A 13,431-nucleotide genomic window follows, 5' to 3' on the forward strand; every position below is an offset into this window, starting at 1 on the left:
ACCAATACCTCACCCGGATTCGGTATGAAGCCGGGGGAGCCGGCGGCGGTCTCGATCGCTCCGTCTTCCCGTGGGTGCCTGGTTTCGACGTGACCTGCGGGGGCAGGGTCCCCGCCTACCGATGCGGAGGGTTGTGATGGCCACCATCCTCGAGCCCGCCACCGCCACGGTCGACTCCGCCGGCGCCGAAGCGCTGCGCAGGGGGCTGCGCGGCGCGCTCCTTCTGCCGGGCGACGCGGGATACGACGCGGCGCGCAAGGTGTGGAACGCCGGGATCGACCGCGCGCCCGGCCTGGTCGTGCGCTGCGCGGGCCCCGCCGACGTGATGCGGGCCGTGGAGTTCGCCGGCGACCGGGGGCTTCCCGTGGCGGTGCGCGGCGGGGGGCACAGCATGGCCGGACACGGCGTGTGCGACGGCGGGATGATGCTCGACCTGTCGCCGATGAAGGGGGTGCGCGTGGACCCGGCGCGGCGGACGGCGCAGGTGCAGGGAGGCGTCCTCTGGGGCGAGCTGGACCACGAGACGCAGGCGCACGGGCTGGCCACCACGGGGGGAAAGGTCACCACCATCGGCGTGGCCGGGCTTACGCTGGGCGGCGGCTACGGGTGGCTCATGCGCAGGCACGGCCTGGCCTGCGACAACCTCCTCTCGGTGGACGTGGTGACCGCCGACGGCCGGCTCCGCACCGTGGGCCCGGGCCGCGACGAGGAGCTGTTCTGGGGGCTGCGCGGCGGGGGCGGCAACTTCGGCGTGGCCACCTCGCTGGAGTTCCGGCTGCACCCGGTGGGCCCGGTGGTGCTCGGCGGGCTCCTCCTCTATCCGGCCGCGGACGCGGGCGAGCTGCTCCGCTACTACCGCGGCTTCATGGAGGACGCTCCCGACGAGCTCCTGGTGCTGCTGGCGTTCAAGCCGGCGCCCCCGGCGCCCTTCGTCCCGCGTCACCTGCACGGCGCGCCCACCGTCATCGTGGCCGCCTGCTGGGCGGGGCCGCCGGCCCAGGGCGAGCGGGCGCTGGCCCCGCTGCGGGCGTTCGGCAGGCCGATCGTGGACCGGATGGGGCCCATGCCCTACCAGCGGGTGCAGCGTCTCCTCGACGGGGCGGCGGTTCCCGGCTACCACGTGGCGGTGCGCTCCGACCACCTGGCGCGGCTGGACGACGCCTGCATCGACACGCTTGTGGACCAGGCCGCCGGGATGACCTCGCCGCTCTCGGTGGTGGTGCTGATCCCGCTGGGGGGCGCCGTGGCGCGCGTGGGCGAGGACGACACCGCCTTCAGCCACCGCGCGACGGCGTTCGACTACGCGGTCTACTCGCTCTGGGACGACCCCGCCGACCAGGCGCGGCACGTCCGCTGGGCCGAGGAGTTCGGCGCCGCGATGCGGCCGTTCTCCACCGGCGTGTACGTGAACGAGATGGGCGACGAGGGCGGCGCCCGCGTGCGCGCCGCCTACAATCCCCGCACCTGGGCGCGGCTGGTGGAGCTGAAGCGGCGGTACGACCCGGAGAACCTCTTTCCCTACAACCAGAACGTCCCGCCGGAGGGATGATTCTCCCGGCATGCGCGCGCGGGCCGGTGGAACGCCGCCTCGCCGCCCGTCCCGCGGGCCCCGCCGACGCGGGCCGCAGCGACCCGCCGGCCACCGCCGGCCGGGCGGATGGAGACCGCGGGGGCGGAACCCCCACGGCCGGGCACCGGCTCCAGCGCACGCGTGCGGTCCCGCGGCTGCGGCCGCGCGGCCAGGGCCTCCTGCCGCTCGGGTCGTAGCCGCGGGGCGCGCGGGGAGACCGCCGCGGGTCGGCCGAACCTGCGTCCGCATCGCCGCACCCCGGCGATGCGCTTTGCAGGTGTAATTCGTGTCATAACGAATAACAATTCGTCCGTATACATCCTGATGGGTGCGACGCCGGATCGTGGGGACGAAGGGCCGCGGCTTCGGTGCACCGACGGGGCGAGCATCGTCACGTACTCGCGGGACCCGCCGAAGGTGAACGGGCGCGCTGACCGGGCAGGCCACGACGGATCAGGGCGCAGACCTCAGCCGCGCGAGCGTTCGCGCGGGGGGATGAGACCATGGAATCCAGATCGGGTGCAGGATACGACGGGACGCTGAACCTCGTGGAGTTCGTCGATCGCTTCACCGACAGGCGGCGCGGCCAGGACCTCACGCGCCTGGGACCGGCAACGGCCACGCTGCTCGCCCGCATCGGCGACGCGGGGCGCGCGCGAGAAGTGATCGCCGTGAACTACTGGCGTGCATGGCTGGCCTGCCCCGACGGGCCGCGGATCCTGGGCGGCGCATGGGACCGTGGCCGGCCCATCATCGTGCTGCGCAGGCGGCTCGGACGCTTCGACCTCCTGGTCCTCGACCCTTCCATCCCGCTGGGTACGCCGCCGGTCGCGACCCTCGTCGAACCGGCGTCGCTGGACGTGCGCGAAGCGGCGATGGACATGTTCGACAGCGGTCTCTCGCCGCTGGCCGGCGATCTGTCTCCGGACCTCGCGCGAGAGGTCGCGGAATCGGATCACCCCTTCGCGGTGATCGTCGCGGCCGCGCCCCAGTACGAGCTGCTCGCCGTGCCGAGCCAGCCCATGATGGTCAGCGGCCGCGGCATGGAATCGACGGCGGGCGTGATCGTGAACGACCGGCTGAACCCGGGCGTCGTGGGCGTCACCGCCGCCCTCCACGCCATCGCCGATGCCGGCACCGTGCTGGTGGACGGGCAGCCCGGCGTCGTGGTCCGGAGGGATGCCCGGACCGACAGCGCGTTCATCACCCTTCCCACCGTTCCGTCGGGGCCGGCGCTGCTGCGGACGAAGGGGGTGATGACGAGCGAGGCGCCCCGGTACAACGATCCCGCGAGCTTCGTGGGATACCAGTCCCGGGCCCACCGCACCGTGATCACCGGCGCCGACCCGACCATCCCTTCGCCCAGCGCGCTGCGGCAGGCATGCCTGTACACCAACCGCGACGCCCAGCCCCGCGACTCGGGGGCCGCGCTGGTCACCGACGACGGCTGGATCGTCGGCTTCGCGTTCGAGCGCACGCTCCCCGGACAGTCGCCGGCGCACTGCTCGTGGATCTGGGCCGAGTCGGTGCTCGACGCGCTCGGGCTCGACCTGCACGCGGGAGGCGAATGATGGCGACCCCATGGTTCGGCCGCGTCCTGGCGGCCGCGCGGCGCGTCGTGGTCACGGCGGGCGAAGACTTCATCCTGGAGCAGCTGGGGACGGAGCACGGCGTCGCCGCGCCGGCGCGGGAGCTCGCCAAGGGGGCCGAGTACATGACCATCCGCGTCAAGACGTCGCGGATCGTGAACGTGCGGCGCTGGACGAGCACGTACTACGGCTGCATCCAGGCGCGCACCAGCTACCTGCACGAGAAGCTCGGCGCGGTCGAGTTCCAGACGGTGGTGGTGCCGGAGCTGATGAAGCACCTCGACCCCCGGAACCTGGGCCAGGTGATCCTCGTCGACCGGCCGATCGTGGGGCCGGTGCCCTACGTGGGCGGCGTCTCGCTCGAGCTGGGCCTCTTCTCGGTGAAAGGCAGCGACCTGGCCGCCCCGTACATCGAGCTGCTCACCAGTCTCGCGGAAGCCTCCGGCGTCAGCTTCTTCCTGCGGGCGCTGCCCTTCGTAGAACCCCTTCGCAAGGGCATCGACCTGCTGTTCGGAAACGCCGACCAGGCGCAGCTCGAGATCGGGCTCGACCAGAGCTGGGAGACCGTCAGGACCGGAACCTGGCTGCTGATGCGCGCACCCAAGGGCAGCGTCCGCACCAGCCAGCTGAGGCTCGATCCCGACGACCACCGGCTCACCGACGCGCAGGGGAGGCCGTTTCAATCTCACCCCTACGTCATCTTCGCGATCGAGGGCTCGGCCGAGCGCGACGACTGGATGCTGATCCCCGAGCTGAACGCGGCCTGGGACGCGATCGGGGGAGCGGCGAAACGCGGCGACCTCAACGATGCGGAGCAGCTGCTCCGCAGCTTCGAGCTCGTCTGCAACTGGAGCGCCGACCTCATCCCCTCGGACGCGGAGCGCCTGGTGAAGAAGGCGCGGTCGAAGCTGCCGGGCCTGCAGCAGGGCACCGGGATGGCGGGCCTCCCCGCGGCGGAGCATCCGCTCGGCGAGCTGAAGGACCTGGACCTGTACGATCACCGGGAAAGTCCTGAGTCCTGAGTCCTGAGTCCTAAGTCCTAAGTCCTAAGTCCTAAGTGCTAAGTGCTAAGTGCTAAGTGCTAAGTGCTAAGTGCTAAGTGCTGAGTGATGAGTCCTGAGTCCTGAGTCCAGGCAGTTGTTGGGTTGTCACTTAGGACTTGGGACTTAGGACTTAGGACTATTTGCTCGAGATCGTCCCGGCACGCGCGCCCGCGCCGAAGGCAGCCGAGCAATCCCGGAGAAGTGCCCTAGGGCGCCGCCCGCCAACGTTGGGGAGGAACGCGCGCCCGGGGGCGGCAAGTCATTCATCCGAGCCAGGGAGGGATCGATGGCGACGCAGGAAACGCAGGTCCTGGATGACCGCTCGCGCCTCGAGGACGCGCGGATGGCCTCGCTGATCGTGTACGTGCACGACCTCGACGAGTCGCGCGCGTTCTACGGCGACCTGCTGGGGCTGCGCCAGGTGGTCGACGAGGCCGCCGAGGCGGGCTCGGTCCGCTTCGACGCGGGGGTCACGGTGCTGGACCTGCGCCGCGCCGCCGACTACGGGATCACCCTTGCGCCGCAGCGCGACGACTCGTCCGACACCGTGTTCCTGGTGGACGACGTGGAAGCCGTGAGCGCCGCCCTGGAGACGCGCGGGGTGACCTTCGCCCGCCGGAGGAGCTACGAGATCGGCAAGGTGATCGACTTCTACGACCCCAACGGGCACCGGCTGATGCTGTACGAGCCCTCGGAGAAGGCCATGCGCTCCACCAGCGCGCCCAAGATGCGCGCGGTCTGGCGCGCCGCGGGGCGGGGCTCGGCCGAGCTCATCGGCCCCCCCGCCGAGACGGTGCCGGTGGACGCCGCCGACCTCGAGGCGCGGGGGCTCGACGGCAAGCCGCTCATCTACTTCTTCGTGTTCGTGCAGGACATGGCCGGCGCCAACGCCTTCTTCGAGGACGCGCTGGGGTTCAGGGCGCTGGAGCGCACCCACTGCTGCAACCACGCCTGCGCCAGCGACATCAAGGGCGTGGTCAAGTACGACTGCGGCGGGGTCATGCTGTCGACCCACCACATGCACGGGCACGAGGCGGTGGTCGACGACTCCGGGAATCCTTACGGCGCCAAGGAGTTCCACCCCGAGCACGCCAAGGGGGTGGCGCCCGTCTTCCACGTGGGCGACCTGGGCGACGCGGTGTGGCGGCTGGCGCAGCGCGGCGTTTCCACCGCGCGCACCGTCACCTACTCGCAGGCCGGGGCCACCGCACGCGTGGAGGCGCCGTCGGGGCACCTGTTCTGGCTCTACGAGCCCTCCGACGAGGCCCGCGACGGCCCCGGCGGGCGCAAGCTGGAGGAGATCATGGGCGCGGAGCTCTGACGCCGGGTCACCGTCTTCCGCTCGTCGCCCGTCCGCTGCAGCTGGGGAGAGGGGGAGCGTGCGGCGCGGCGGGCGGGAGGCGGTGATCCGCTCGGAACGTAAGACGCCGGTCCGGCAACACCCACGCGAAGGGAAAGGGGACCCGCCGATGAACGCACCCGCCGCCGCCCCCGCAGCACCGCCCGCGCCCGCCGCCGGCGACGCCTCGTCCGCCGCGCGGCCGGGAGCGGCCCCGGCCCCGCGCGAGGGCCCGCCCGGACCGGGGGCGGGGCTCCCGCCCGAGCGCGCGCTGGTGCAGATGCTGATGGCCACGCGGGTGCAGCAGGCGATCTCGGTGGCCGCGGCGCTGGGCGTGGCCGACCTCCTGGCCCGGGGGCCGCGCCCCGTGGACGAGCTGGCCCGCGAGGCCGGGGCGGACCCCGGGGCGCTGGGGCGGCTCCTGCGCGCGCTGGCGGCCCACGGCGTGTTCACCGAGGCCGGGCCGGGGCGCTTCGCGCTGACCCCGCTGGCCGAGCTCCTGCGCGGCGACGCGCCCGGCTCGTTCCGCCCCGTGGCCCTGTGGTGCGGCAGCGTGGCGTACACGGTGTTCGGCGGGCTGGAGCACAGCGTCCGCACCGGCGAGCCCGCGTTCGACCACCTCTTCGGGATGGAGTTCTTCGACTACCTGGAGCGCAACCCCGAGACCGGGGCGCTCTTCGACGCCTTCATGGCGCGGCAGACCGCGGCGGTGGCCGCGGTCCTTCCCTCCGCCTACGACTTCGCGGACATCGGCACGCTGGTGGACGTGGGCGGCGGGCGGGGCGAGCTGCTCTCCGCCATCCTCCGCGCCCACCCGCACCTGCGCGGCATCCTCTTCGACCGCCCGCAGGTGGCCGAACGCGCCCGCGCGGCGCTGGAGGCGGCCGGGCTGGCCGGCCGCTGCGCGGTGGTGGACGGCGACCTGGCCGAAGCGGTTCCACCGGGCGGCGACGCGTACCTGATGAAGAGCATCGTGCACGCCGCCCCCGACGACGAGGCGGCCCGCTGGCTGGCCGGCTGCCGCCGCGCCATGGGCGCCGGCGGCCGGCTGCTGCTGGTCGAGTTCGTCCTCCCCGAGGGGAACGAGCCGCACCCGGGAAAGCTGATGGACGTGCTGATGCTGGTGGGAACGCACGGCGGGCGCGAGCGCACCGCGGCCGAGTTCGGCGCGCTCCTGGCGCGCGCGGGCTTCCGCCTGACCCGGATCGTTCCCACCGAGTCGTTCTACGCCGTCATCGAAGCCGTGCCCGCGTGAGGGCGGGGGGCATGGAGGCGGAGGTGGATGTGGCCCGCGCCCACGCGCCCGCCCCGGCGGCGGCCGGCGAGGCGGCGCTCCGCGCGCTGCGGGGCTCGCTGCGCGGCGACCTGCTGGTGCCGGGCGACCCCGGGTACGACGAGGCCCGGCGCGTTCACAACGCGCTGGTCGACCGCCGCCCGGCCCTGATCGTCCGCTGTGCCGCCGCCGGCGACGTGCGCGCGGCCGTGCTCTTCGCGCGCGAGCGCGGATGGCACCCGGCGGTGCGCGGCGGCGGGCACTCGGTGGCCGGCCACTCGGTGTGCGACGGCGGGATGGTGATCGACCTCTCGCCCATGCGGGGCGTGCGGGTGGACCCCGCGGCCCGCCTGGCGCGCGCCGAGGGCGGCGTCACCTGGGGCGAGCTGGACCGGCAGACCCAGGCGTTCGGGCTGGCCACGCCGGGGGGGATCGTTTCCACCACGGGCGTGGCCGGGCTCACCCTGGGCGGCGGGGTGGGATGGCTGGTGCGCAGGCACGGGCTCGCCTGCGACAACCTGGTGGCGGCCGAGGTGGTGACGGCCGGCGGCGAGATCCTCCGCGCCAGCGCCGACGAGCACCCGGAGCTCTTCTGGGCGCTCCGCGGCGGCGGGGGAAACTTCGGCGTGGTCACCGCCTTCACCTTCCGCCTCCACCCCGTGGGCACCGTGCTGGGCGGGATGGTGCTGTATCCGCGCGGCCGCGCCCGCGAGGTGCTGCGCTTCTACCGCGACTTCGCGCCCGGCGCGCCCGACGCGCTCACCACCTCGGCCGGGCTCCTCACCTCGCCCGAGGGCGTGCCCCTGGTGGCGCTGGTGGCGTGCTGGGCCGGCCCCCTTGCCGAGGGCGAGGCGGCGCTGCGGCCGCTGCGCACCTTCGCCCCGCCGCTGGCCGACGGGATCGGGCCGCTCCCGTTCGCGCGGATGCAGCGGCTGATGGACGAGGCGTTTCCCCCGGGCCGGCGCAACTACTGGAAGTCGGACTTCCTGCGCGAGCTGCCCGACGCGGCCGTCGACGCGGTGGTGGAGCACGCCGCGCGCGCGCCCTCGCCGCACACGGCCGTGCTCCTGGAAAGCTACACCGGGGCGGCGGCCCGCGTGGCGCACGACGCCACCGCGTATCCGCACCGGGGGGCGCCGTACAACCTCCACCTCTTCGCGGCGTGGACCGACCCGGCGGGCGACGCCGGCAACGTCCGCTGGGCGCGCGAGGCGCGCGAGGCGCTCCGTCCGTTCTCCACCGGCGGCGTATACGTCAACTTCCTGGGTGACGAGGGGGAGGCGCGCGTGCGCGCCGCCTACGGCGCCAACCACGCGCGGCTCGCGCGGGCCAAGCGCGCGTACGACCCCCTCAACCTGTTCCGCCGCAACCAGAACGTCCGGCCGGAAGGATGAGGCCGGCAGAAAGGCAGGGCCATGGGCTCGACCATCGACCCCGGGAGCCTGGCCGTGGCGGCGACGCACGTCGACGCCACCTGGGCGCCAGAGCGGCGGCGCGTCCGCCTGCACGCCTACTGGCTCCGGCTCCTGGCCGCGGGCCCCGACCGCTACGCCGGGGTGGCCGAACGCTGGACCGACGGAGCCAACTTCCACCCCGACCCCGACGCGGCCGCCCGCGACGAGCGCATCGCCGCGGCCGAGGCGGCCGACGGCGGCCGGACGCTGCGGGTGCGGTGGGAAGACGGCGCGACGCACCTCTTCGCCGCAGAGGAGCTGTGGCACCGGGCCTTCGAGGCCGACCCCGCCGACCGGGTCGAGCCCGAGCCCTGGGACGCGCGCACCCACTTTCCGGCGTTCGACCACGCGCGGGTGATGGACGACGACGACGCCCTCTGCGAGTTCCTGCACTTCTTCCTGCGCCGCGGGCTGGCATTCCTGCACGGGGTGCCGCGCCGCGAGAAGGAGATCGAGCGGGTGGCCGCGCGCCTCTCCACCCTGCAGCGCAGCCACCTGGGCGACACCTTCACCCTCCTCTGGCGCGAGGAGTCGCGGCACCTGGGCGAGACCCCCGACGGGATCCCGCTGCACATCGACATGGTGTACAAGCAGATCCCGCCCGACCTGCAGATGCTGCACGTGCTCGAGGAGGCCGAGGAGGGGGGCGAGAACGTGTTCGTCGACGCCTTCCACCTGCTCTCGCGGATGGACCCCGAAGACGTGCGGCTCCTGCGCGAGGTTCCCGTCTGGTTCGTGGCCGAGAGCGAGACCGTGCACTTCCGCGGGCTGCACCCGATCGTGGTGTGCGACGCCCGCGGGCGCTTCCAGGGGATGTACTACAACGAGTACAAGATGGTCTTCCCCGTCGACGCGCCGGCCGGGCTCTACCACGCCTTCCTGCGCCTGAGGCGGCTGGCGGGCGACCCGGAGAGCGCGCAGGTGGTGCGGCTGCCGCGCGACAGCATCGCCCTGTTCCACAACCTGCGCACGCTGCACGCGCGGCTGGCCTTCCGCGGCACGCGCCGCCACCTGGAGGGGTGCTACCTCTCCGAAGACGACCTGAAGAGCCGCTACCGCACGCTGGCCGCCCGCGCGGCCGCGCCCGCCGCGCCCGCCGCGCCGTGACGGCGCGGCGCTGCCCTGCTCCGCCGCGGAGTGGCCCGCCGTCGAGACTGACCGCCGCCCGGCGGGCCGCCTGGAAGCACCACCGCCTGCGCCGCGACCGCCGGGCGCATCATCCACCGCCCCGCCGCGCGGCGCCTGGAGCGATGCGCGGCGGCGTGGGAGACACCGGGAAGGGGAAAGGACGACCATGAGCTCGATCGCCACGCCGGCCGCCGCGTCCGCGCGGCACCCGGCGGAGACCGCCACCGGGCTCGTGGCCCGGCTCAACACGCGCGGGCACCGGCGCGCCCTGTGGGGGTTCGCGGCCATCGTGCTGGCGCACTGGGCCGAGCACCTGTTGCAGGCCTGGCAGATCTGGGGGATGGGGATGCCGCGCCCGCACGCGATGGGCGCGCTGGGGATGGTGTGGCCGTGGCTGGTGCACTCGGAGTGGCTGCACTACGGCTACGCGGTGGTGATGCTGATCGGCCTGTTCCTGCTGCGCCCGGGGATGGCGGGGCGCGCGCGCAGCTGGTGGACCGTGGCGCTGGCCATCCAGTTCTGGCACCACGTCGAGCACGCGCTGCTGCTGGTCCAGGCGCAGAGCGGCTGGCACCTGGCGGGGCGCCCCGTCCCCACCAGCATCGTCCAGCTCTGGCTCCCGCGGGTGGAGCTGCACCTGTTCTACAACGCCATCGTCTTCGTGCCGATGGTGATCGCCATGGTCCACCATCTCCGCCCCTCGCCCGCCGAGGCCGCGGGGATGCGGTGCACCTGCGCGATGCGGGGCGCCTTCCGGCCGTCTCCGCGGTTCACGTAGCTGTCGCAGCCGCCCCGGCGGTGACGCTGCCCACCACGGCGGGAGTGGCGCGCGCCGTGAGGTCCGGGATGGCCGCGCAAAGGCGCGAGGGTTACGTTCCGGGGGCGCCGGTACGCTCCCGGAAACGCGGGCGCGGCGCCCGGCGCACCCCTTTGCAAGGAGGTGCTTCGTGGGCCTGTCCGTGATCGCCGTGTACCGGCCCAGGGAGGGGCGCGAGGACGAGCTGCTGGACGTCATGCGCGACCATCTTCCCGTGCTCCGCCAGGAGGGTCTCGCCAGCGGCGCGGAGCCGGTGGTGCTGCGCACCGGCGACGGCACCCTGATCGAGGTGTTCGAGTGGGCCTCGGAGGACGCCGTGCGGCACGCGCACGAGAACGCGCGCGTGCAGGAGCTGTGGAACCGCTTTGCCGCCGTCTCCGACAACGTTCCCCTGGCCGAGGTCCCCGCGGCCCGCGAGCGCTTCGCCACCGTGGAGCGCGTGGAGCTCTGAGCGGGGCGGGACCGCCACCGCGCCCGGCGCAGGGCCCTTCCCCGCCGACGGGGAAGGGCCTTCGTTCTCCCTGGCTCCGCCCGGCGGCGAACGTCCGTCGCCCCTGCCCCGGCCACCTTCCCGCGGCCCCTCCCCGGCGCCCCTCCGAACACGAGCAACCTGAGAGAAGGCACGCCTCGCACCCCTGCCTAGACTATATCGCGGCTGCCCACTACCGCGAGTGCCCCGTCCGGAGCCGCGCATCCGCGCCGGTCCCAGGCCGTGCCAAGGCAAGGAGGAAATGCGATGCTCACCAAGCCCGTTGCCATTTGCGTGAACCGAGGGGGACAGAGTCTCGACACCGCCAAGATGGTGGCCGACGCGGTCGGCTGGCCCGTCATCGGGGCCGACCCACGAGACATCCTTCTGGTCGACGCAGGAAACGCCATCATCGGTCTCGGCTTCCAGGTCGTCACCTCGTTCACGACCGCGGCCGCCTCGGACCCGGCCGTGGATCCGGCACTGGATCCGTCGATCTCCGGCGACTGCGCCGGCGATCCCGCGTTCGCCGTGGCCAGCACCACCGAACCCACCATCGCCTCGTCGTTCGAGTTCGCCACCGGATCGATCGACGACGCCGCCGAGAAGCCCGCGCGCCACCTCCAGCTGTCCGCCGCCACGCTCACGCGCAACAAGCGCGGCGACAACGGGACGCAGCGCCTGCACTGGACCGACGTGAACGGCAACCTCTTCACCTTCGCGCAGTTCGACGACGCGGGGCTGCAGGGGAAGCGCGGCGCCTACTACCGCAAGCTCCTGGAGCGGCGCGGCTTCGAGCTGGGCAAGCGCACCCGCTTCGACAACACCCTGCCGCTGGTGGGGGTGACCCTGCTGGTGTCGGACCTGGAGCGCTCGCGCGCCTGGTACGAAGGGAAGCTCGGGCTGAAGGTGATCGACGCCGACCGCGACGACGTGAGCCTCGACGCGGGGAACATCATCCTGCGTCTGCGTCCCGAGTCGTCGACCGGGCTGGTGCGCAGGTACCGGATGACCATGGCGCTGCGCGACCAGTTCAGCTTCTACACCCCCGACATCCGGGCCGAGGCCGCCAACCTCGCGAAGGGCGGGGTGATCTTCCCGCGCGGCATCGAGTGGAGCACCTCGGGCGGCGCGCTGGCCAAGATGCCGGACCCCGACGGCTACGGCCTGTGGCTCTGGCAGCCGCAGCCGACCTACATCACCGGGATGCCCATCGACTACACGTCGGTGGTCAGCCGGATCCTGCACGAGCAGGGGCTGCCACTCCCCGAGCAGGGCTACAGCGGGCCGTACAGGCTGGAGCAGGTGGCCCAGCCGACCCTGAGCGCGCCGCCGCCGTCGGGCACGCCGACCACGCCGCCCACCACCAAGGGCTGAGGCGTGCGCGGAAGCGGGGTCCCGAAGACCGAGGGGGCCCCGCATCCCGGCGATCGCCGCTGCACCCCTCCGGCGGCGAACGCCCGTCTCCCTGCCCCGGCCACCTGCCGCGGCGCTCGCCGGCACCCCTCCAGACACGAGCAACTTGAGAGAAGGCACGCCTGCCGCCCCTGCCTAGACTGTACCGCGGCTGCCCACTACCGCGAGCGTGCCCCGTCCGGAGCCGCGTCCCCGCCGGTCCCGGGCCGTGCCAAGGCAAGGAGGAAATGCGATGCTCACCAAGCCCGTTGCCATTTGCGTGAACCGAGGGGGACAGAGTCTCGACACCGCGAAGATGGTGGCCGAGGCGGTCGGCTGGCCCGTCATCGGGGTCGATCCCCGCGACCTGCTGCTGGTCGACGCGGGGAACGCCATCGTCGGCCTCGGTTTCCAGATCGTGTCGGCACTCATCATCTCCGACCCGTCCATCTCCGGGAGCTGCGGTGGCGACCCCGCGTTCGCCACCGCCAGCACCGGGGAACCCACCCTCGCCTCGTCGCTCGAGTTCGCCTCGGTGTCGATCGACGCCGATGCCGAGAAGGCCGCGCGCCACCTGGAGCTTTCCACCGCCGTCGTCACGCGCAACAAGCGGGCGGGCACCGGTGCGCAGCGCCTGCACTGGACCGACGTGAACGGAAACCTCTTCACCTTCGCGCAGTTCGACGCCGAAGGGCTGAAGGGGAAGCGCGGCGGCTACTACGCGAAGCTCCTGGAACGGCGCGGCTTCGAGTTGGGCAAGCGCAACCGGTTCGACAACACCCAGCCGCTGGTGGGCGTAACCCTGCTGGTGTCGGACCTGGACCGTTCGCGCAGCTTCTACGAGGGGCAGCTGGGGCTGAAGGTGGTGGATGCCGACAACGACGACGTGAGCCTCGACGCGGGGAACATCATCATGCGGCTGCGCCCCGAGACCTCCACCGGCATGGTGCGCAGGTATCAGCAGAGCCAGTCGCTGCGCGACCAGTTCAGCTTCTACACCCCCGACATCCGGGCCGAGGCCGCCAACCTCGTCAGCCAGGGGGTCGGGTTCCCGCGCGGGATCGAGTGGACCGTCTCGGGCGGCGCCCTGGCCAAGATGCCGGACCCCGACGGCTACAACCTGTGGCTCTGGCAGCCGCAGCCCCGCTTCGTGGAGGGGATGCCGATCGACTACACGCCGGTGACCAGCCGGATCCTGAAGGAGCACGGCCTGCCGCTTCCCCGGGAAGCGTACACCGGGCCGTACGTGCAGGAGGCCCTGGGACTGCTCTCCACCATTCCGCCGCCGCCGTCCGGCACGCCGACCACGCCGCCCACCACCAAGGGCTGAGGCGCGCGCGGAGGCGGGGCCCCG

The 13,431-nt window shown here is 73.1% G+C and carries 11 protein-coding genes; all 11 read left to right on the plus strand.

Annotated features, from left to right (window positions below):
• The first annotated feature begins 136 nt into the window (after positions 1 to 136).
• The 11 genes from VF092_08550 to VF092_08600 all read left to right on the plus strand — a co-directional run bounded on the left by VF092_08550 (position 137) and on the right by VF092_08600 (position 13,407).
• Positions 137 to 1,549, plus strand: a complete 1,413-nt coding sequence (locus tag VF092_08550; GenBank protein HEX6747338.1) for an FAD-binding oxidoreductase — start codon at positions 137 to 139, stop codon at positions 1,547 to 1,549.
• 524 nt (positions 1,550 to 2,073) lie between these two features.
• Positions 2,074 to 3,141, plus strand: a complete 1,068-nt coding sequence (locus tag VF092_08555) for a hypothetical protein (protein HEX6747339.1) — start codon at positions 2,074 to 2,076, stop codon at positions 3,139 to 3,141.
• Entirely contained in the window at positions 3,141 to 4,181 is a 1,041-nt protein-coding gene (locus VF092_08560; protein HEX6747340.1) for a hypothetical protein, read from the plus strand. The genes VF092_08555 and VF092_08560 overlap by 1 nt, the downstream gene beginning before the upstream one ends.
• A gap of 307 nt (positions 4,182 to 4,488) precedes the next feature.
• Complete coding sequence (locus tag VF092_08565) at positions 4,489 to 5,523, plus strand: VOC family protein (protein ID HEX6747341.1); 1,035 nt, start codon at positions 4,489 to 4,491, stop codon at positions 5,521 to 5,523.
• 148 nt (positions 5,524 to 5,671) lie between these two features.
• Entirely contained in the window at positions 5,672 to 6,796 is a 1,125-nt protein-coding gene (locus tag VF092_08570; GenBank protein HEX6747342.1) for a methyltransferase, read from the plus strand.
• Between the two features lie 23 nt (positions 6,797 to 6,819).
• The gene (locus VF092_08575) at positions 6,820 to 8,208 is read left to right on the plus strand and encodes an FAD-binding oxidoreductase (protein HEX6747343.1); all 1,389 of its coding nucleotides are present in this window, start codon (positions 6,820 to 6,822) and stop codon (positions 8,206 to 8,208) included.
• Between the two features lie 21 nt (positions 8,209 to 8,229).
• Positions 8,230 to 9,375 carry a TauD/TfdA family dioxygenase gene (locus VF092_08580; protein ID HEX6747344.1) on the plus strand — a complete coding sequence of 382 codons (1,146 nt, stop codon included), beginning with the start codon at positions 8,230 to 8,232 and terminating at the stop codon, positions 9,373 to 9,375.
• Between the two features lie 187 nt (positions 9,376 to 9,562).
• Positions 9,563 to 10,174 carry a hypothetical protein gene (locus VF092_08585; GenBank protein HEX6747345.1) on the plus strand — a complete coding sequence of 204 codons (612 nt, stop codon included), beginning with the start codon at positions 9,563 to 9,565 and terminating at the stop codon, positions 10,172 to 10,174.
• Positions 10,175 to 10,343: 169 nt separating this feature from the next.
• Complete coding sequence (locus VF092_08590) at positions 10,344 to 10,664, plus strand: hypothetical protein (GenBank protein HEX6747346.1); 321 nt, start codon at positions 10,344 to 10,346, stop codon at positions 10,662 to 10,664.
• 285 nt (positions 10,665 to 10,949) lie between these two features.
• Positions 10,950 to 12,059 carry a VOC family protein gene (locus VF092_08595; GenBank protein ID HEX6747347.1) on the plus strand — a complete coding sequence of 370 codons (1,110 nt, stop codon included), beginning with the start codon at positions 10,950 to 10,952 and terminating at the stop codon, positions 12,057 to 12,059.
• 271 nt (positions 12,060 to 12,330) lie between these two features.
• Complete coding sequence (locus tag VF092_08600) at positions 12,331 to 13,407, plus strand: VOC family protein (GenBank protein HEX6747348.1); 1,077 nt, start codon at positions 12,331 to 12,333, stop codon at positions 13,405 to 13,407.
• Positions 13,408 to 13,431: the final 24 nt, after the last annotated feature.

Origin of the sequence: Longimicrobium sp., assembly GCA_036377595.1 — a bacterium.
GTDB lineage: Bacteria > Gemmatimonadota > Gemmatimonadetes > Longimicrobiales > Longimicrobiaceae > Longimicrobium.